21 protein-coding genes, 4 pseudogenes and 1 riboswitch are annotated in these 20067 nt (G+C 57.5%); of the genes and pseudogenes, 22 read left to right on the top strand and 3 right to left on the bottom strand.

The window, feature by feature from the left end; translation table 11 throughout:
• Positions 1–8 precede the first annotated feature (8 nt).
• From KJY40_RS13965 to KJY40_RS13945, 5 genes are all read left to right on the top strand, one after another.
• On the top strand, positions 9–641 hold the full coding sequence (locus KJY40_RS13965) for a TetR family transcriptional regulator (RefSeq protein ID WP_230737502.1): 633 nt from the start codon (positions 9–11) through the stop codon (positions 639–641).
• Positions 642–747: 106 nt separating this feature from the next.
• Positions 748–1437, top strand: a complete 690-nt coding sequence (locus tag KJY40_RS13960; protein ID WP_230737501.1) for a hypothetical protein — start codon at positions 748–750, stop codon at positions 1435–1437.
• A gap of 21 nt (positions 1438–1458) precedes the next feature.
• Positions 1459–1645, top strand: a riboswitch (cobalamin riboswitch).
• Positions 1610–1894, top strand: a complete 285-nt coding sequence (locus KJY40_RS13955) for a (2Fe-2S) ferredoxin domain-containing protein (RefSeq protein WP_230737500.1) — start codon at positions 1610–1612, stop codon at positions 1892–1894. Its footprint overlaps the riboswitch before it by 36 nt.
• The gene (locus KJY40_RS13950; protein WP_230737499.1) at positions 1891–2817 is read left to right on the top strand and encodes an ABC transporter substrate-binding protein; all 927 of its coding nucleotides are present in this window, start codon (positions 1891–1893) and stop codon (positions 2815–2817) included. The genes KJY40_RS13955 and KJY40_RS13950 overlap by 4 nt, the downstream gene beginning before the upstream one ends.
• Positions 2818–2916: 99 nt before the next feature.
• Positions 2917–3219: a hypothetical protein gene (locus KJY40_RS13945; RefSeq protein WP_179695263.1), complete on the top strand. Its 303-nt coding sequence runs from the start codon at positions 2917–2919 to the stop codon at positions 3217–3219.
• A gap of 83 nt (positions 3220–3302) precedes the next feature.
• Here the strand turns inward: KJY40_RS13945 and KJY40_RS13940 are convergent, their stop codons facing one another.
• On the bottom strand, positions 3303–3749 hold the full coding sequence (locus tag KJY40_RS13940) for an anti-virulence regulator CigR family protein (RefSeq protein WP_230737497.1): 447 nt from the start codon (positions 3747–3749) through the stop codon (positions 3303–3305).
• Between the two features lie 135 nt (positions 3750–3884).
• Here KJY40_RS13940 and KJY40_RS13935 point away from each other — a divergent pair, with 135 nt between their 5' ends.
• From KJY40_RS13935 to KJY40_RS13880, 12 genes and pseudogenes are all read left to right on the top strand, one after another.
• On the top strand, positions 3885–4691 hold the full coding sequence (locus KJY40_RS13935; protein WP_230737496.1) for an alpha/beta hydrolase family protein: 807 nt from the start codon (positions 3885–3887) through the stop codon (positions 4689–4691).
• Between the two features lie 69 nt (positions 4692–4760).
• A complete protein-coding gene (locus KJY40_RS13930) occupies positions 4761–5453 on the top strand; it encodes a phytanoyl-CoA dioxygenase family protein (RefSeq protein ID WP_230737495.1) in 693 nt (230 codons plus the stop codon).
• Between the two features lie 57 nt (positions 5454–5510).
• Positions 5511–6428, top strand: a complete 918-nt coding sequence (locus tag KJY40_RS13925; protein ID WP_230737494.1) for a bifunctional helix-turn-helix transcriptional regulator/GNAT family N-acetyltransferase — start codon at positions 5511–5513, stop codon at positions 6426–6428.
• A 325-nt stretch (positions 6429–6753) separates the two neighbouring features.
• Positions 6754–7896 carry a hypothetical protein gene (locus KJY40_RS13920; protein WP_230737493.1) on the top strand — a complete coding sequence of 381 codons (1143 nt, stop codon included), beginning with the start codon at positions 6754–6756 and terminating at the stop codon, positions 7894–7896.
• On the top strand, positions 7886–8341 hold the full coding sequence (locus KJY40_RS13915) for a GtrA family protein (RefSeq protein ID WP_230737492.1): 456 nt from the start codon (positions 7886–7888) through the stop codon (positions 8339–8341). The genes KJY40_RS13920 and KJY40_RS13915 overlap by 11 nt, the downstream gene beginning before the upstream one ends.
• Before the next feature lie 9 nt (positions 8342–8350).
• Complete coding sequence (locus KJY40_RS13910; protein WP_230737491.1) at positions 8351–9340, top strand: glycosyltransferase; 990 nt, start codon at positions 8351–8353, stop codon at positions 9338–9340.
• Positions 9341–9343: 3 nt separating this feature from the next.
• The gene (locus KJY40_RS13905; protein WP_230737489.1) at positions 9344–10288 is read left to right on the top strand and encodes an NAD-dependent epimerase/dehydratase family protein; all 945 of its coding nucleotides are present in this window, start codon (positions 9344–9346) and stop codon (positions 10286–10288) included.
• Positions 10289–10439: 151 nt separating this feature from the next.
• Positions 10440–11168: pseudogene (locus KJY40_RS13900) on the top strand (aldo/keto reductase); the annotation flags it as partial.
• 58 nt (positions 11169–11226) lie between these two features.
• The gene (locus KJY40_RS13895; protein ID WP_230737487.1) at positions 11227–12363 is read left to right on the top strand and encodes a (R)-mandelonitrile lyase; all 1137 of its coding nucleotides are present in this window, start codon (positions 11227–11229) and stop codon (positions 12361–12363) included.
• 121 nt (positions 12364–12484) lie between these two features.
• A pseudogene (locus tag KJY40_RS13890) lies at positions 12485–13108 on the top strand (alpha/beta hydrolase); the annotation flags it as partial.
• A pseudogene (locus tag KJY40_RS13885) lies at positions 13089–13586 on the top strand (alpha/beta hydrolase); the annotation flags it as partial. The pseudogenes KJY40_RS13890 and KJY40_RS13885, both read left to right, overlap by 20 nt.
• Before the next feature lie 81 nt (positions 13587–13667).
• A pseudogene (locus KJY40_RS13880) lies at positions 13668–14560 on the top strand (LysR family transcriptional regulator).
• 91 nt (positions 14561–14651) lie between these two features.
• On the opposite strand, the gene KJY40_RS13875 reads toward KJY40_RS13880, so the two are convergent.
• Both KJY40_RS13875 and KJY40_RS13870 read right to left on the bottom strand, forming a co-directional pair.
• Positions 14652–15386: an SDR family oxidoreductase gene (locus KJY40_RS13875; RefSeq protein WP_129972588.1), complete on the bottom strand. Its 735-nt coding sequence runs from the start codon at positions 15384–15386 to the stop codon at positions 14652–14654.
• A 180-nt stretch (positions 15387–15566) separates the two neighbouring features.
• Positions 15567–16511: an AraC family transcriptional regulator gene (locus tag KJY40_RS13870; protein WP_230737485.1), complete on the bottom strand. Its 945-nt coding sequence runs from the start codon at positions 16509–16511 to the stop codon at positions 15567–15569.
• A gap of 287 nt (positions 16512–16798) precedes the next feature.
• On the opposite strand from KJY40_RS13870, the gene KJY40_RS13865 reads away from it, so the two are divergent.
• The 5 genes from KJY40_RS13865 to KJY40_RS13845 all read left to right on the top strand — a co-directional run bounded on the left by KJY40_RS13865 (position 16799) and on the right by KJY40_RS13845 (position 20049).
• Complete coding sequence (locus tag KJY40_RS13865; protein WP_039773162.1) at positions 16799–17563, top strand: SDR family NAD(P)-dependent oxidoreductase; 765 nt, start codon at positions 16799–16801, stop codon at positions 17561–17563.
• A gap of 177 nt (positions 17564–17740) precedes the next feature.
• Positions 17741–17959: a hypothetical protein gene (locus KJY40_RS13860; RefSeq protein WP_085747431.1), complete on the top strand. Its 219-nt coding sequence runs from the start codon at positions 17741–17743 to the stop codon at positions 17957–17959.
• Between the two features lie 19 nt (positions 17960–17978).
• Entirely contained in the window at positions 17979–18236 is a 258-nt protein-coding gene (locus KJY40_RS13855) for an Atu4866 domain-containing protein (protein ID WP_230737483.1), read from the top strand.
• Between the two features lie 81 nt (positions 18237–18317).
• Positions 18318–19235 (top strand): AraC family transcriptional regulator, encoded by a 918-nt coding sequence (locus KJY40_RS13850; RefSeq protein WP_230737689.1) that lies wholly within the window; start codon positions 18318–18320, stop codon positions 19233–19235.
• A 451-nt stretch (positions 19236–19686) separates the two neighbouring features.
• The gene (locus tag KJY40_RS13845; RefSeq protein ID WP_230737482.1) at positions 19687–20049 is read left to right on the top strand and encodes a DUF6124 family protein; all 363 of its coding nucleotides are present in this window, start codon (positions 19687–19689) and stop codon (positions 20047–20049) included.
• Positions 20050–20067: the final 18 nt, after the last annotated feature.

The raw sequence follows: 20067 nt of genomic DNA, 5'->3' as shown, positions 1-20067 counted from the left end.
AGCCGCCCATGACCGATCGCCAGACCGCCCGTATTTCCTCACGCAAACAGCCGCAGCAGGCACGCTCCGCCGAGCTGGTGGCGGCGATTCTGCAGGCGGCTATTCAGGTTTTGGCCAAGGAAGGCGCGGCGCGTTTCACCACGGCGCGGGTCGCGGAAAAGGCTGGCGTGAGTGTCGGGTCGCTGTATCAGTACTTCCCGAACAAGGCGGCGATTCTGTTTCGCTTGCAGAGTGATGAGTGGTTGCAGACCACCGGGATGCTGCAGCGGATTCTGGAAAACCATGACGAGCCGCCGCTGGAACGCCTGCGCACGTTGGTGCATGCGTTCATTCGTTCGGAGTGCGAGGAGGCGCAGATGCGCGGCGCGTTGAGTGATGCGGCGCCGCTTTATCGCGATGCGCCGGAGGCGCTTGAAGTGCGAACGGCGGGCAAGCGGATCTTTGCGACGTTCATGGTGGAGTTGCTGCCTGGGGCCAGCGAAGCCGTTCGCTCGCAAGCCTGCGATCTGATCCTGGCGACGCTCAGTTCGGTGGGGAAGGATTTCTCACTCAGCCCGCGCACCGATGCGCAAATCACGGATCGCGCCGAGGGGATGGCGGACATGTTCAGCGCTTATGTGCTGACACTCGACGCCATATGAAGTTCTCGATAAGCCGACTCCCTTTGCGCTTGAACAGTCACGTTCTCAAGTTATCAAGATACCCGCCGAAGGAAACCTGATACTTCTATCGATTGGAAGGCATGGCATGGAGTACGCGTTAGCTGGCGAAATGTTCTGGAATGCAGCATTCGTCATTTTTGGAATACCACTCTTCTACTTGCTTTTTTGCTGGCTATTTGTTTGGGAAAGTCGTTTCTCGCCACGACGGCTTGGGGACATTGGCTGGAAGCGAGTTGATTACTACTGGATCATTGCTGGCTCGATAGGCCTTGTATTTCAATTCATTCAATTCGGCCTGGAATCGAAACTCTCCGATGTAAGAGTAGAGGAGAGTTATTTCCGGTTATCGGCTCAATCCCTGAATATTGCAGCGCAAGCATTGAGCGATCCGTCAGTCTGCTTGGAGGCAGCCCAGGAGCTTGCAAATGCCTGCCGACTGTTTGAAATGATTCGCCCCGCTGACCCTGCAAGTACCCGGGTAGACAATAAAATCTACATGAACTACAACTCCGTATTCCCACAAGCTGAGACTATTGAAAATCCGTTTTTCGTAGAACGGATAAAGCGCTTCAAACAGGCGTATTCCGATCACGAGGAACAGGCACGGTCCACCCAAAGCACGAAATACTCCGCCACAATTTACGAAAAATATCTGAAGCTCTTGAAAATCCCGGCAGCCATTTTACTGGTTGCTGCGATCGCCCTCAGGCTAGCCAAAGTCAAGGGTGAAATAAGATTGAAAACGCACCCCATCGAAAAGAAACGCGCGAGTTGACGCCCGCCCACCCGAATGTTCAGATGCCGCCCTGTTTCAGGTGTCCCATGCCGCCGTGCATGGGGTGAAACGGGAAACCGGTACGTTCTTTCGAACAAGTCCGGTGCTGCCCCCGCAACGGTAGGCGCGTGATGCTTTCGACACACCACTGTGGCCAGACGGCCATGGCCACGTGTTCCTCTGCACCGGCCCGCGCTGCACCCAGCGCGGCGCCTTGCAGCTATGGAAAACCCTGCGCCGGCATTTGCTGGCGCATGACCGTATCGAAACCCCGGGCGGCGTTCTGCTGACCCGCACCCATTGTCAGTTCCCGTGCAACCTGGGGCCGATTGAGACGGTTTACCCGGAAGCCTGCTGGTACGGCGTGCGCAGTCACGCGGATGCACAACGGCTGGTCGAAGAGCATTTAGTGGGCGGTGAATTGGTCGAGGATTTGCTGATCAGGGCGCGCCCATGAAAAGGCTCTTTTTGGGGGCCGCTCTGCTCTGCGCGCTGCCCGTTTGGGCCGACAGTTATCGCAACTGTGGAGAGACCTGGAACACGTCGGTCGCGCCACCGTCGCGGATCGTCGCCCTCAATCAGCACGCCGCCGATCTGGTGCTCGCCCTGGGTGCAGGGCCGGCGCTGGCGGGTGTCGCCTATCTGGACGATACCGGTGCGTCGCAGTCCGAGTATTTCGGCGTGCCGGTGATTGCGCCGCGCTATCCGTCGAGCGAAGTGCTGTACGCGCAGAAGCCGGATCTGGTGATCGGCGGGTTCGCGTCGGCCTTCGGCCATGGCGTGACGTCGCGCAGCGGTCTGGGGCGCAATGGTGTGGCGTCCTATCTGCTGGAGTCAGCGTGCAACGGGCATTCGCTGGACTACTTCGAACATATCCGCAACGACCTCTCGACCCTCGGCGCGCTGCTGCACAAACAGCCGCGAGCCCGGGAAATGAGTAATGCACTGGACGCTGATCTGAACCGCGCCCGGTCACTGGCCGGCGCGGGCAAACCGTTGTCGGTGTTCTATCTGGACAGTGAAGTCAACGGCCTCGACAGCGAGGGTCGACGAGGCTTCGTCACTTCCTTACTGGCCGCTGCGGGCGCGCGAAACCTGTTTGCCGATATCAACCAGTACCGGGTAACCGTGAGCCGCGAAACCCTGCTCGCCAGTGATCCGGACGTGATCCTGCTGGCCGATGCGCAATGGTCGCCGGCCAGTCGCAAGCGTCAGTTGCTGGCGCAGGATCCGGTGTTATCGACCCTGCGGGCGGTGCGCGAGAACCGGATGATCGATATTCCCTTTACCCATTTGCTGCCCACGGTGGACAGCGGCCGCGTGGCGCTGGGATTGGCGCAGCAGTTCAGAGCATTTCTAGCGGCCAAGCCCGATCATTGACCGCATCAATAGCAACCATTAATTCAATGAAGTTCTCATATCGAATCCAAAGCGTAGGATCTGCTCCATACCAACCCACTGCACACGGAGTACAGAACCATGAAACGCCAAACCCTCCTCGGTATCGCCTTCTCGCTCTTCGCCCTGAATGCTTTTGCGGCAACCGAGACTGACCCACTGTTCAGCGATGCTGTTGCCTCTGCGACTCAAACTGATCCATTGTTCAGTGATGCCGTTGCTGCTGCGACCCAGACTGATCCGCTGTTCAGCGACGCCGTCGCCGCGACTGAAACCGATCCACTGTTCAGTGATGCCGTAGCTGCGACCGAAACCGATCCGCTGTTCAGCGATGCGGTGGCTGAAGGTGGTTCTGACCGTCTGATCGAACGTCGTAACGTCTGAATGCGAGGTTTTACCGCAGTACTCGACAAAAGCCCGGCCTTATCCGCCGGGCTTTTTCATTCATATGGGGACAGATCTATTTTTCAATCGAAGGCGCCATTGAGCACTTCATAAATCAGCCCGGTGGCCAGCGCGACCAGGATCAGATCGGTGCCGACCTGCTGCCATTCGTAGCCGTCGTAGTGCGGCAGTCTGCCGACCAGTCGACCATCGAGTTTCTTAGCTATCCCGGGCGGCAGCGGCTTGCCCCGGGCCAGGTTCTTCTGGATCCCGGGCGGCAACGCCGGGCCCGGGGTCCAGTAGCCGCGATACCCATCCACAATCCCGATTACCCCGGCGTGGTCGATGCTCGGGCCATGCCCTTGGTAGCCGCCCCCGCCTTTTTTCCCCTGATTGCCATGATCCTGGCTGTTATGCGGATTGCCTTTGCCCTGTCCCTTTCCGTTGCCAGGATCGGCCAGCGCTGTCACCGAACTGCCCAGCAGCGCAATACAGGTCGTGGTCGCAATCAATGTGCGTAAACCGGACATCGGTCGTTCCTTGAATCAATGGGTGTCTGTGGATTCTAGTCAGTTTTTTACAGGTATGGAGAGACAGCCTTAAGACTGGTAGAACGTCTGGGCGAACGTCCTGTTTGCCCGATTTGATCAAGGAAGATAAAAACAATGAAAAACACTTTCCGCATCCTGCTTCTGATCTGCCTTTCAGCCAGCGCAAACGCTGACGAAAACCCCATCGGTTTCCGCTCCGCCACACTGGCGGACGAACGCAACGAACGCCCGCTGGACATGGTCGTCTGGTATCCCGCCAAGACCACCGCTCCCGCACAATTGATTGCCGACGACGCGGTGTTCGTCGGGACTTCGGCGGTGCGAGAGGCGCCGCCAACGGCGGGTGATCATCCGTTGCTGGTGTTGTCCCACGGGTTCAGGGGCAACTGGAGCAATCAGGCGTGGCTCGCCAGTGCGCTGGCCCGCCAGGGCTACATCGTCGCGGCGGTCAATCACCCCGGCACCACGACTCATGACCGCAGTCCGAAAGCAGCTGCACGGTTGTGGCAGCGACCTGTCGACATCAGCCGCGTCATCGATGCGGTCACCGCTCAGCCGGAGCAATTTGGCGCAGTCTCGAAGGGCCGAATTGAAGTCGCCGGCCATTCGCTGGGCGGCTGGACCGCCCTGGAAATCGCCGGCACACGCTTCGACCCCGAGCGTTTTGCCCAGGATTGCGCAGCCCATCAAAAACTCGCCACGCGCCTGCCTTCGGCTACATCGCAGTATGTCGAGATCAGCAACGCCAGCCATTTCAGCTTCATGTCGTTGTGCAAGCCCGGCGCCGTGGCGCTGCTCGAAGAAGATTCGCCAGGCGACGGCATCATTTGCGCGGACGGCGACGCGCGTTCGCGGGAGGTGATCCAGCAACAGGTGGTGGCGTTGATCGACGGGTTTCTGAGCCGGTCGGTGCAGAACTAATTGGACGGTGGCGCCGTCGTTGAGGCTTTTGTCTACGCTCTGCGGTAACCAACAAAACCGAGGGTGTCTGTGGCTGACCGCGAGCAACTCCACCGAAACGGCTACGTGCTGCTGCGCCAGGCAATTGCGCCGGCGTGGCTGGATACGCTTCGCGTTGTCTTCGATGCAGGCGTGAAGCCTTCAAGCGAATGGCCCGTGCCCCGTGGCACCGACTGGCGTCATTCACAGCTGGACACTGACCCGACCGTTCAGACCGTGTGCCGATTACCACCCTTGCTGGCGGTCGTGGGCGAGTTGATCGGCGAACGCTTTTTCCTCTCTCAGGTCGAGGGCCGCGAACCGCTTGCCGGTGGTGGCCACCAGCAGTTGCACCGAGACCTGTCGGCGCAACGCCCCGGCGACACCGTCAACGCGCTGGTGTACCTCGACGATTACGGCCCCGAAAACGGGGCGACCCGCATCGTCCCCGGCAGCCATCGCCCTGCAACGGGCGAGCCCCCGCTCGACTTCACTGACGAGTCACGATCCGTGCAACTGACGGGCAGCGCGGGCGACATCCTGATCTTCGATGCCGACCTGATCCACGCCGGCAGCCTGAACCCAACCGGCGCACGCCGGCGCACCCTGTTGATCACCTGTTTTTCCGAAGCGCTCTACGCCACACACCTGGAAACGGTGAACCTCAGAAACATACAAATGGACACGACTGAGCGGTTTGATCCGGCTCACTTTGCGTACGGGATCGCGAAATCATTCATTTGACTTGATTGCCTGAGGCAACTATATAGTTGCCTAAAGCAATCATGTGAGCCTCCCGTCATGTCCACGATCACCGACCGCGCCGACGTCGTCCGGCAATTCAACCGTTTCTACACCCATCAGATCGGCGTGTTGCAGGAGCATCTGCTGCAAAGCGATTACTCGCTGACCGAACTGCGCATCCTCTACGAACTCGCCTCGGGCGGTGACCTGACCAGCGCTGACCTGCGGCAGATGCTCAGCCTCGACGCCGGTTACATGAGCCGGATCATCAGCGGTTTCGACAAAAAGGGCCTGATCCAGAAAGTCCCCTCCGCCACCGACGCCCGCGCCAGTCAATTGCACATTACCGACCTCGGCCGCGAGATCCTCGCGCCGCTGGAGCAGGCATCGCGACAAGAAGTCATCACCCTGCTCGAACGACTGGCCGAACCGCAGCAACTGCAACTGATCGCCTCGATGAAGCAGATCCAGACGCTGCTTGAGGGCGGCCAGCCGACGACCTACCTGCTGCGCGATCCGCAGCCCGGCGACATGGGCCTGGTGGTGCATCAGCAGACCGCAATCTACAGCCGTGAATACGGCTGGAATTCGGAGTTCGAAGCGCTGGTGGCCGAGATCGTCGCCAAGTATCTGCGCGAATTCGACCCTACCGGCGAGCGCTGCTGGATCGCGGAAAAGGACGGCAAGGTGGTGGGTTCGGTGTTCGTCGTCCGCCACGACGAAAGCACCGCGAAACTGCGCATGCTCTACGTGGATGCCAGTGCGCGGGGCCTGGGGATCGGCAATCGACTGGTCGAGGAATGCCTGCGTTTTGCCCGGGATGTCGGTTACAAAAAGATGATTCTGTGGACCACCAGCAATCTGGTGGATGCCCGCCGGTTGTATCAGCGGGCGGGGTTTGAGCTGGTTGAGGAAGAGCCGATTCACAGCTTCGGCAAGGATTTGGTGAGTCAGACGTGGGCGATTGAGTTGTGAGGTCTACGCCCGCACTGAGTCGTCGTAGCCAGGCAAGACGATAGCGTCGTTTTTCGGCGAAAGGATTTTGCCGAACAGTGCCTTGAGCCCTGGAAAGCTCTCGATGACTGCACGATCCCGGTCGTCGAGCGCCCCCAGCCACAGGCGACAAAAAAAAGGAACGAATCGACACTCCCCCGGTCATTCCTACCAGGTGGTTACCCTGGCATTGGCGCGTTCGCATAAAGCGCCTATCGCACTTGGAATGCGGCGCCGACTTTTAATCAATCAAAGTTCATGCTGGCTTCCAAAGCATGTGGCAACTGGCTCGACATAGGGATTGTTAATGGACTTTCCATCAGTTGGTGACGCGATCACCTACCGTGTATTTGGAGAAACATGTGCCGCTTACTTTTTAAATCCCGATACAGCCCCCTACAATTGCTACAACGGCATCAGACCCGTTGGCATCATGATCTTTCAGGCATTACCCTTTCTTTTCACGAGCGACCCGGTAAAAGCCGATTACATTTCATTATTCCTGAACATACTGTGCCTCATTGTCATCATCAAATCTGTCGTGGTCATTTTCAGAAACCTCAATGATTCAATGGAAGGCAAGCAACACAAGACAGAAAAGCTTCTTGAAACAGGATTGGTAATCCTGACCGCACTGCTTTGCACCGCCTATATACCTGTAAGATCATCGGACATTCAAAGCCTTGCCTTTTTTGTTTCGTCCATCGCGATCGTTTCGAACAAAAACCACGGTCAACATTTCGGCATGTTGATCCTGGCCGGCGTGCTGGCTGGAATCTCCGTACTGTTAAAACAAAACTACGTTGCCTCGATATTCTTTCTGGTGTTTTTCTGGGTAATTTCCGACTTTCGCAACCTTCTCGAAAATCGATTCAAAAGAATCTTCGGATTCTTGCTGGGCAGTTCTGTCTGTCTTGTTCAGGTTGCGTTTGTCTTCCATAACTCTGCGGAAGGTACATTATGGTTTTACGAACCCAAATACATGGAAACCTATGCTGAAGGAAATGCTCAGCCCTATGTAGAGTTGATCGCTTTTTCCAAACCGGTGCCTGGCGCTTATTTGACGACGCTGCAGGAGCGGGTTTCCACGCTCGACTTTATTGCCATTCGATTTTACGAGGGAGTTTCCAAGTTTTACTGGACCATGTACGCCAACTACGCCCCGACAGATGACGAGCCTGTCAATTTGTTCATGAGCGCTGCCAGGATACTCTTTATCAAGCTCATGATTTTTTTAAGCCTGGCAGGCTGCCTTGCCACTTACTGCTTCAAGAACAAGTGGCTGTTTATCATTTCGGTCACAGCTCTTGCCTCTGGAATCATGACAGCCTCCATCATGCACACGGAAAACAGGTATTACGTGATGACCAAACTTTTATACGCGCTGGTCGCTGTGGCTGCTGTAAACCTTCTCATGAAAAAAAACGGCCTCAACAAAAATGAACAGTGACCTGATGACAGCCCCCAAACTCCTGGACAGGTCATTATTCAAGTTTCTTATTGTCGGCATTGGAAACACGCTGACAGGCTTGAGCGTCATCTACGCAATGAAGTATTTTTTTGCGGCCAATGACATTTACGCCAACGCTTTTGGGTATACGTGCGGGCTGATCGTGTCCTATGCCTTGAATTCAAGATGGACATTCGAATTCAAGGGCGAGCAACTGTCTGCGTTCAAGCGGTTCTGTATTTGTTTTCTACTCTCTTACGCCGCCAACATCCTGACTGTCATGACGCTGATCAAGGCACTGTCCCTTGATGCCTATCTTGCTCAAGCGTTGGGAATGCCCGCGTATACCGTCACGAATTACATTCTTTGCAAACACTATGCATTCAAGAAGGATTCCCTATCCACGCCGCAGCCTGAAGCTGTATCCCCCACAAAACCGGACTAGAGGCGCGCCATGCTTACCCTATCAACAGTGACACCCGTTTACTCTGGACAGGATTATCTCCGCGAGTTGGTCCTTGCACTGGCGGAAGTGAGAGTCAAGTTGCAGGAGGATGAAGCTCCGATTCAACTTGTCGAGTCGATTTTTGTGCTCGATGAGGGCATTGACGAGTCAGCGACGGTGCTCTGCGAATTGGCGCGGGAACATGACTGGATACGTGTTCTTCATTTATCTCGCAACTTCGGACAACATCCCGCCACAATGGCCGGAATCCTCCACTCTTCCAGTGACTGGGTGGCTACGCTGGATGAAGATCTTCAGCACCCACCGAGTGAAATCATCAACCTTCTGGCTAAAGTTGTCTTGCAGGATAAAGATGTTGCTTACGCAAAACCCATTGCAGCCGTTCATGAAAACTTGATCCGCGATCTGGGTTCCAGCGGCTTTAAAAAAGCCATGGAGGTCTTTACAGGAAATGAACAGATCTCTTCATTCAACAGTTTCCGCGTGATGAGGGGCACGTTGGCTCGCGCAGCCGCCAGCGTGTGTTCATACGATACTTACTTTGACATTTCGCTCACCTGGTTTACCAAGCGCATCATTTGCGTGCCACTGAGTATAAAAGACCATCGGGTAATCAATGGAAAACAGAGCGGGTATTCGCTCAAGCAGTTACTTTCTCATGCACGTCGCATGGCGATCTCGAGCAACACGAAACTGCTCCGGTTTGCAGGATTGGCCGGTATTCTGGCTTTCCTGACATCCATTCTGTTCATGGCAATCACATTAATTCAGCATTTTCTGTTTCCGGAAACCATTGACACACATGGCTGGGCCTCCCTGTTTACAGCAACTCTGTTTTTCGGGGGACTTATAAGTGTCATTTCAACAGTGCTTGTCGAGTACCTGATGGTTGCCATCCTGCACCTGAATGGAAAACCCACATTTTATACGGTGGACCGATCCCGGGATAAGTTCCTCGTAGACTACCTCAGAGGGTGAGGCATGATTATTTTATGTAAGAAGTCGCTCGCTCACCAAACGCACACAGAGATCGTGCTGATTTTTGGTATCGGACTGATAGGGCTGGAGATCGTCAACGCTTTAACCAAAACAGGATACTCCCCATTTACTCACGACTTCAGCTGGACTGACCGCCAGCAACAAGCATCAGATGCATCAAGTATCATAGACAAACTCCGCACTCTGTCTCACGACCCAATGACGGGCACTGGACATGGGCGCGAACCTGCCATAGATGTGGTGTGGGCGGCAGGCAAATGTGGTTTTGTATCATCTTGCGAAGAACTGGAAGAGGAAAAAAAATCCTTTCAAAGGATACTTGAACTTCACGGGGAAATTTCAAGTTCAGGCCTCTGCAACTCTGCCAGATTTCATTTGGTGAGTTCCGCCGGCGGACTGTTCGAATCACAAAAACTGATCAACGAAACCTCCACCCCCTCCCCCTGCCGTCCTTATGGAAATCAAAAACTTCAACTTGAACAATTACTGCTGGATACCGTCGACAACAGAATTTGCTTCATCTACAGGCCAAGTTCTGTCTATGGCTTTATGAACAGCGGACGATTCGGCTTCATTTCGACACTTTTAAAAAATGGCCTGCTGAACAAAGAAGTCAACATACTTGGTTCCATGAACACACTCAGAGACTATGTCTTTAGTGCCGACATCGGACAGCACATTGCAAACAGAATAACTTCAAATAACACTTCAGGCAGCATCGAGATGCTGGCTTCAGGCAAGCCAACATCGATTCTGCAGTTGAAGCTGATTGTCGAGCAGATCATCAATAAAAAAATCTATATCTGCTGCAGCTCATCCAAAGCCAACCATGAAGACATCACCTTCGATGTGAATGGCTTGCCGGTCGATTGGCAGCCCACAGAGATCAACCTGGGCATTAGAAAAATCTACAACGATTTTTTCTGATCCCGACTCAGTCGTCGCTTGATGACGGGGTAACCCTCGTCTTTTGTGAGATTGATGAAAACTTCTCATAAACCCTTGCCGATTTACCCGTCTAGTGCCCTCTCTTGTGCTCGCTTACTGTTCTCCCAATGCCAAACCACGGGAGATCAGAATGCATCAGCGAACACTCGGCAACAGCTCACTCACCGTATCGGCCCTTGGCTTTGGCTGCATGGGCCTGAGCCATGGCTACGGCCCTGCCACCGATACTCGACAAGCCATCTCCCTGATCCGCTCAGAGGTTGATCAAGGCGTAACGTTCTTCGACACCGCCGAGGTCTACGGCCCTTACCTGAATGAGCAAGTGGTGGGCGAAGCGCTGGCGCCGGTCCGCGATCAAGTGGTCATCGCCACCAAGTTCGGCTTTACCTTCGGCGACGACAATAAACAGCAAATCCTCAACAGCCGCCCCGAGCACATCCGGATCGCCGTCGAGGGTTCGATGCGTCGGTTGAAGACCGATTACATCGATTTGCTCTACCAGCACCGGGTCGATCCGGACGTACCGATCGAGGACGTGGCCGGCGTGGTGAAAGCGCTGATTGGTGAAGGCAAGGTCAAACACTTCGGTCTGTCGGAGGCCGGTGCGCAAACCATCCGGCGCGCCCATGCCGTGTAACCGGTCACGGCGCTGCAAAGCGAATATTCGTTGTGGTGGCGCGAGCCCGAGCAGGACATTCTGCCGACGCTCTGGGAGTTGGGCATCGGCTTCGTGCCGTTCAGTCCGCTGGGCAAGGGTTTCCTCACCGGCACGGTGTCTGCCGAAACCACTTACGGCAGTGACGATTTTCGCAGCATCGTCCCGCGTTTCAGCCAGTCGGCGTTGCAGGCCAATCAAGGGCGCAAATCCACATCGAAGGCGAGCGCTATCCCGAAGCCCTCAAGGCGCGGGTCGGCCGATGAACCGACTGATCGCGCCATTCTTTGCCTTATCGCTCATAAGCGCAGAAGCCAAAGCCGCCAGTGAAATCCGCATTACCCCGAACGGCTCTCAACCCTCGATCCAAGGCGCGGCCGAAAACTTCACCGGCACAGTGCGCGTGGACGGCCTGTTCAAGGGCGATCTGCCGGCGCGTGTCGGCGGCACCGTGACTTTTGAACCCGGCGCACGCACCGCGTGGCACACCCATCCGTTGGGGCAAACGCTGATCGTCACGGCCGGGGTTGGCTACGTGCAGCAAGAAGGCGGGCCGCGTCAGGAAATCCGCCAGGGCGACATTGTCTGGATCCCCCCGCTCACCCGTCACTGGCATGGCGCCACAGCGAGCACCGGCATGACGCACATTGCGATTGCTGAAGCCGAGGACGGCAGGACGGTCACCTGGGCCGAGCAAGTCTCGCAGGCGCAATACGATCCAGCGACACCGCAAGACAGCACCGGTACACAAACCAGCATCGACACACTGTCGAAAAAGCAGCAGGCCATTCCCCTGATCGCCGCGTTCATGGCGACCAGCGACAGGCCCAATCTCAACGTGGCGCTCAACCAGGGACTCGACGCGGGTCTAACCGTCAGCGAAGCACGGGAAATTCTCGTGCAGCTCTACGCCTACGTCGGCTTCCCGCGCAGCCTCAATGCCTTGAATGAGTTGATGAGCGTTGTGCAAGCGCGCAAGCAACGGGGCATCGAGGATGCGCCGGGGCGTGAGCCAAGCCGAGCGATTCCAGCCGGCGATGAACTGCTTGAAGCTGGCACCGCCAATCAGACGAAAATTTCCGGCGCCCCGGTCAAAGGCCCGGTGTTCGAGTTCGCTCCGGTGATCAACCGGTTCCTGCAAACCCACCTGTTCGGCGACATCTTCGAGCGTGACAACCTCGACTGGCAAAGCCGCGAACTGGCGACGGTCGGCGCGCTGGCGGCGACGCCGGGGGTGGAACCGCAATTGCGCTCGCACATGCTGGCGAGCCTGCGCGTAGGGCTCAGCGCGGCGCAGTTGCGCCAACTCATCGAGCAATTGAAAAAGCATGGCGATGCACAGACCGTCGAACGGGCCGACACGGTGCTGACCCAGGCCCTCGCGGCTTCGGTGAAATGACATGAAGCCTGCCAGAACCCTGCCGGTCATCACTCTGCTGAGTCTATTGAGCGCCTGCGCGAACCAGCCCGAAAGCTCGTTGCTGATACAGTCACAGGGCAGCTTCGCCGCTGGCGGAACCATGACCACCGCACCGGGTACCTTCGATCCGCGCAAACCGCTGACGCCCGACGGCCAGACCTACCACGGCGACCACGCCTACGCGTTCTACCAGATCCCGGTCGATGCGCGAAAACTGCCCATTGTCATGTGGCACGGCGCCGGTCAGTTTTCCAAGACCTGGGAAACCACCGCTGATGGCCGCGAGGGTTTTCAAAACCTGTTTCTGCGTCGCCACTACGGCGTCTATCTGATCGATCAGCCTCGGCGCGGCAACGCGGGTCGCAGCAGTGTCGAGACGACCATCAAACCTGTGCCGGACGAGCAACTGTGGTTCAACCAGTTCCGCATTGGCCTGTGACCGAACTACTTCAACGGCGTACAAGTGGCGCGGGACGCGCAGAGTCGCGAGCAGTTTTTCCGCGCGATGACACCGAACACCGGGCCTTTCGACATGGGCGTGGTCTCCGATGGTGTATCAGCCGTTTTTGATCGAATCGGCCCGGGGATCCTGTTCACCCATTCGCAAGGTGGCGGGCCGGGCTGGTTAACGGCGATCAAGAACGACAAGATCAAGGCCATCGTGGCGTTCGAGCCTGGCAGCAGCTTTGTGTTTGCCGAAGGTGAACTCGGACCGGGTGCGCCGCAACGGCTACAACGACTCGCAAATGGACAGCATTGAGCAACGTCTGCAACAGGCTTCGGCGGCCCGCGCGCAGGAAGCCGCCGGTGGCGCGGTGTTGTATTCAGGTGATGCCAACCTGACGGATGAGCAGATCGCCAAATTGCCGTTCGAACTCTATCGCCAGGGCTACGAGTATTACTGGAAGACCCACGCGCACCCGAACTCGACCTTCAAATACACCACCAGCAGCCTCATCGACCTGATGCGTTTTGACGCCACCAACCAGATCGAGCTGATCAATCAACCCTTGCTGATGATCGCCGGCAGCAAGGCCGACAGCCTGTACATGACTCAGGACGCCTTCCCCAAAGCCACTGGCACCACGGACACGGAAGTGTTCATCCTCGAGGGCGCCACCCACATCGAAACCTATTGGGTGCCGCGTTATGTCGACGCCGCCATCGGCAAGCTGAGCACGTTTTACGCCCGCACCTTGTAACGAACGCTCCGGGGGTCGCGCATCCGTGCGCAACCTGCTTTCATGGATTAATCCTGCGCCCCTCATGAGAGGTTCTCATCAATGTCCCGCGCCAATCTCAACGACCGGCAAGCCTTCGTGGTCATCGCCCGCGAAGGCAGCTTCACCCGCGCGGCCGCACAACTGGGCGTCTCGCAATCAGCGCTGAGCCACACCATGCGCACTCTGGAAACACGGCTGGGCGTGCGCCTGCTGACGCGAACCACCCGCAGCGTTCCGCCGACCGAAGCAGGTCAGCGCCTGTATCAATCGATGGCGCCACGCTTCGATGAGATCGAACTGGAACTGGCCGCGGTCAGCGACTTTCGCAACACCCCGGCGGGCATGTGCGGATCTCGGCGTCCGAACATGCGGCGAACAATATTCTCTGGCCCAAACTGTTGAAGGTGTTGCCCAACTACCCGGACATCAAGGTCGAAATCACCGTCGACTACGCCCTCACCGACATTGTTTCGCAACGCTATGACGCCGGTGTTCGTCTGGGTGAACAGGTGGCCAAGGACATGATCGCCGTGCCCATCGGCCCGTCGTTGCGCATTGCCGTCGTGGGCTCGCCCGAGTACTTCAAAAACCGCTCAATTCCAATGACACCGGGCGATCTGGCCGCACACAACTGCATCAACCTGCGCCTGCCCACCCACGGCAGCCTGATGCAATGGGATTTTGAAAAGGACGGCCGCGAACTGAAGGCACGGGTCGAGGGGCAATGGACGTTCAACAGCAGCGTGCCGATCCTGCGCGCGGCGGTGGCCGGATGCGGTTTGGGATTTCTGCCGGAAGATATGGTCGCCAGGGAACTGGCTGACGGCAGTCTGGTAAGGGTGCTTGAGGACTGGTGCCAACCCTTTGCAGGTTACCACCTTTACTATCCGAATCGCCGGGAGCAGTCGTCGGCGTTTGGGGTTGTAGTGGATGCGCTGGTACATAGAGGCTGAGAATCCACAGCCATTATCTGCCATGCCTGACAAGAGCAGCCGCTCATGAGCGGCTGCCTCCCAACAGGGTTTGCCCTGCACCCAGAACGGCTCAGTGCGGACTGGCGGTCGGACGAACCACGATCTCACTCACATCGACATCGTCGGGCTGTTCGATGGCATAGGCGAGCGCTCGCGCAATGGCGTCTGCATTCAGCGCCACACGGCGGAACGCTTTCATTTCCTCGCGGGCCACATCATCCGAAATCGTATCCGCCAGTTCGGACTCGACCACACCCGGGCACACCACGGTGACGCGGATCTTGTCCGTTTCCTGGCGCAGGCCATCCGAGATAGCCCTGACCGCGAATTTGGTCGCGCAGTACACCGCGGCGGTCGGAGAAACCGCGAGGCCACCAATCGACGAGATATTGATGACCTGACCGAAACCCTGCGCCTGCATGTCCGGCAGGACGGCGGCAATACCGTGCAATACGCCGCGAACGTTGACATCAAGCATCTGGTTCCACTCGTTGACCTTCAACGAGGCCAGCGGAGACAAAGGCATCACCCCAGCGTTATTGATGATCACATCGACCTTGCCATGTTGCGTCTTGGCGAACGCCACGAAGGCGTGCATCGATTGCAGATCCGTAACGTCCAGTGCGCAGGCACTTGCTGAACCACCTTCGGCCTGGATCTCGCTGACCAGTCTGTCCAGACGCTCGGTGCGGCGGGCACCGAGGACCACATGCGCGCCTTTGGCGGCGATCAACCTGGCGGCCGCTTCGCCAATACCGCTGCTTGCACCGGTAATCAGGACGACTTTGTTTTGAATGTTCGACATATCCGTAGCTCCTGCTGTCTGCATTGAGGTTCAGCACCGACCGCTGAAGACGCGTTCGTTGCTGCGGGGTACGTCGAAAAGATTAAGGGCGCAGACCTGTTCGACGCGTGCCGAAACCTGCGCAACTTTTGCCTATTCGTGTCTGTGTGCATCGCCTGCAAATTTGTAATGAAGCGCCGCTCACGCCCCACGGAACTCGCTGGGCGTTACGCCCACTTCACGACGAAAGACCTGCGAGAAATGACTGGGGCTTGAGTAGCCGACCTCCAGCCCGATGTCGATGATGCTAAGGCGGGTTTCCAGTAGCAGGTGCCGCGCACGAACCATACGCATGCGAATGAAGTACTGCGATGGCGACAGCCCTGTCGCCCGCTTGAACAGGCGGCTGAAGTGGTACTCGCTCAGCTCGGCAAGGCTGGCCAGTGTTGCCAGGCTGAATTCATCGCTCAGATGCGCGCGCATGGCGTCCGTGACTTTGCGCAGCTTGTAGGCTTGCAAGGCGTTGACCCGACGCCCGGGCTGGCTTTCAGCGAGATAGCTGCGCACCAGATGCACGGCCAGCGCCTGCGCCAGAGAGCGGGCGAAAAGCGCGCTGGGCGAGCGTTGCAGAAGCAGTTCGGTGCGCAACTGCTCCATGACAAACACGACGCGCTCGTCCCGAGCCCCTGAAACATCGCGCAAACGCACAGGCCCGGCGTGCTGGCCCGACAGCTCTCGAGACGCTTGCTCGATCAAGGGCAACCCCAAATAAAGATGCATGACTTCGAAGGTATCGCCTCCGTGCGTCTGCCAGCGCATTTCATACGGCTCATCGGAACTGGTGAGGAAAAAATCGCCGGTACTGACATCTGCAGCTTCCCACTCGCCACCTAATGCGCGCTCCTCTACCGTCGCCGCCCCGGCCAGAACCAGAACGAGCAGCGGTTCCACCACTGCCGGCACGAGAATGGGCTCAGTAACGCTGCGATGGGTAAACAGCTGAATCACCACGTCCGTGATTTCCGGGCGCGAGGGTAACGCCTGCGGTTCGCCTGGCAGGAACTCACCCATCGACTCGCCGTTGATGCGCAAGTCTCGAGAGGATGTCGACAACCCGTCCTGGGAGGTACGCCCGGTATTTGCCATGGAACTCGTCCTTTTCAGATTCGGCTGTGCGAAGCCAGACAGGTCTCGGATGCTTGCCCGCACGCCGTGTCACGGAGACCGGCTCGATGATATCGGGCTTTTCCGGTGGGTTGAATCGAGCGCCGAACCTCCCTCACTGACATTCAGCGCAAAACCCCGACAGCGTGGGCAATCTCACGAAAGCCGACTTTGCCTCGCTGCGAGACAGTAGGCCCGTCGCTGATGAAAGCGCCTCGCCGGCGCCAACACGGCTTATCCCTACTCGATCAAAAACGCTGGAGAACATCATGACCGACTTCAAGAACAGCACCCCAAACGAAGTGGCCGGTAAAGTCGCGCTGGTCACTGGCGCGGCCAGTGGCATCGGCAAGGCCATCGCACTGCTGCTGCATGCCCGCGGCGCCCAGGTCATTGCTGAAGATATAAACCCTGAGGTGGAAGCACTGGCCCGCCCCGGCCTGATCCCGCTGGTGGCCGACATCACTCAGGACGGGGCAGCCGAACGCGCGGTCGCCCTGGCCGTCGAGCAATTCGGGCGGCTGGACATTCTGGTCAACAACGCCGGCATCATCATCAACAAACTGGTCATCGACATGACCCGCGAAGACTGGGAACGCATTCAGGCGGTCAACGCCACGGCGGCCTTTTTGCATAGCCGGGAGGCGGTCAAAGCGATGATGCCCAACAAGTCCGGATCGATCGTCAACATCGCGTCCTACGCCTCCTATTTCGCCTTCCCCACCATCGCGGCCTACACCGCTTCCAAAGGCGCGCTGGCCCAACTGACGCGCACTTTGGCGCTTGAGGTCATTGGCCACGGCATCCGCGTCAATGCTGTCGGTGTCGGCGATGTGGTGACCAACATCCTCAACAATGTGGTCGACGATGGCCCTGCCTTTCTCGCCCAACATGGCGAAGCGGCACCGATCGGCCGCGCCGCCCAACCGGAAGAAATCGCCGAAGTGGTCGCGTTCATCGCCTCGGATCGGGCCAGCTTCATGGTCGGTTCGGTGGTCATGGCCGACGGTGGCATGACTGTCACGGCCGGCTGAGCCGCAGCACAAACGCGGCGCACGACATGTTCGAACAGCCCGAGAGGATCAGGCAAATCTGCGGCAGTTTCGTCCTAACACCGCTGCGCTCGGCTACGTAATCTGAAACCACGCAACGGATGCACACACAGGCCACGGCAGGCCGCTCAGATGAACAACGTCAATGAGGACTGAACAATGAAAAATGCAAAACGGCTTTCCCTTTCACTGGTGATCGGCGCGATGGTGGCCTGCGCGATCAACCTTTCCTCGACCAGCCTGTACCTGGCCGCTGACGGTGCTGATCGAACCCCCGGCATGCGCGTGAGTGAAGGTGGCAGTGATCGCACTCCGGGTTTTCGCGTTGCCGAAAACGGCTCTGATCGCACGGCTTTGGGCCGTATCGGCTCAGTCTGAACATCCGAGGAGAAAAGTGATGAAAGATGCCAAAAAACCCCCTCAGGACCATCGTTACGCAGGCATGTGGGTTACCGCGGATGGATTCATCCGTCATGAGCTTCTGACGACTGGTCGTTACGACGAGGCCCGTGGTAAAAACAAGAGCGCCTATCAGGGCCGCTACGAACTGGTCGGTGATTACATCCAATACTGGGACGACACCGGCTTCACCGCTGATGGCCACTTTCATGACGACGTGCTGTATCACGCCGGAATGATCCTCTATCGGCAATGAGTACTTTGATGATGTCGGGTGAATATCGTCTGCCTGAAAAGCTTCAGGCAGACGCTCATGAACACTTGTGAGAGCCTTGAAATGGAACAGAGCGATGCTTTCATCCTTCAAAACAAAGCTGTCTACCGTGACGAACTGGTTCGCCTGCTGACGCAACGCTTTACCACACCCGGGATCTATGAGACCGCCATAGCTCCCCTGCATGTCATCCGTTTCGATGCACCTTCGGAGCTGATCCATACCGTGCACAAACCGGCACTTTGCCTGATCGTGCAAGGACAAAAGGAAATCGGCCTGGGTGACGACCACTACCTGTACGATCCCCTCAGCTACCTGGTGGTTTCGGTCACCCTTCCGGTGTCCGGTCGCGTGCTGATGGCCAGCGCGGAGTCGCCCTACCTGTGTATCCGGTTTGATTTCGAGCCCACGGAAATCGCTCAGGTCATCGCCGACGCTCCGCCGGCAGGCGTCCCGGACGAGCCGGAGCTTGGTCTTTTCCTCGAGAAAGTCGATGTGCCCCTGCTGGAAACCATGCTGCGGCTGGTCCGGCTGCTGGAAACACCGAAAGACATCGGCATGCTGGCACCGCTCGCCCTTCGCGAGTTGTATTACCGCCTCCTGCGGGGTGTGCATGGACGTCGTCTGTACGAGCTTGCCCTCGGCGACTCGCAAACACGGCGAGTAACACGGGCAATCGATTGGTTGAACAACCACTACACCCAACCCTTGCGCATCGAAGAACTCGCCCGGGTCGCCAACTTGGGCAACTCCACATTGCATCATCGTTTCAAGGCAGTGACAGCCATGAGTCCGCTGCAGTATCAGAAACAACTGCGCCTGCAGGAAGCCCGCCGTCTGTTGCTCGGCGAAGGGCTGGATGTGGCGAGCGCCTGTTATCGAGTGGGCTACGAAAGCCCGTCGCAATTCAGCCGGGAATACAGTCGCCAGTTCGGGTGCCCGCCGTCCAGAGATGCCAGCCGGGTTCGGCATCCTGCTTGAACACCTAGCCGGAGCCAGTTCAGGGCAGCAGAGCGCCGGGGAAAGATCCAATACACCGGTGATTGAAGGAACCATCGGAGATTGTTTAGGGTTTCGACCCTCGCTGTTTAAAGACACTCAGCGTTACTTCCTCAAGGCTACAACGCCTTGCGCCATTGCCTACGACTACGCCAGAATCCGCCGGCTTGTGCGTCTGGAACGCGGGTTTTATCGTTTCCGGGTCACTGAAAAACAGTGATGGGGTTTGGTAGCCCGTTTCGTTCTAGACTCATGGCGTCACCGTGTGCAGCCCTTTTTCAGGGCTCAAATTTCATGGTGGTCATGCGTGGGGCTCATTCGTGGGCGCCGGGTTCTAGTGCGACCGGTCTACCAACCCGCGTATGGCCGCCACCCAACGTTTGGTAGCGAAGGGTGATGGCTCCTTTTGGTAATCGCGCTAGAGAATTCATCCATGTTCAAACCAACACCGAACCCACCAGAAACCGATCCGGTTTCACCCTACAAATTCCCCGATTCCCGAACCCTCAACGAAGCCGCCGAACGCGCCCTCGATCACTACCTCACTCCGCAGCAACGGATCATGGGTAGCCACACCAAACACGACCCCATGTACCTGGCCAACCCGGCTTACGACACTGAGTCCCTGCTGGCCAACGCCAGCGAATCACTGGGGTCGGCGAGTGAAATGCTTAATAACTTTGCTGCCACGCTGGAGCCTGCCCATCGCAAGACGGCGATCGGGATTGCGCAGTTGGTGATGTTGAGTGAATTGGCGGTGAATCAGGCGTTGGATCATGTTGAGGTGAAGAGCTAAACGCTGCCCTCTGTGGTG

Origin of the sequence: Pseudomonas fitomaticsae, from assembly GCF_021018765.1 — a bacterium.
Classification (GTDB): Bacteria; Pseudomonadota; Gammaproteobacteria; order Pseudomonadales; family Pseudomonadaceae; genus Aquipseudomonas; species Aquipseudomonas fitomaticsae.
The sequence above is the reverse complement of the archived record's forward strand: the minus strand, read 5'-3'. Positions and strand labels throughout refer to the sequence as shown.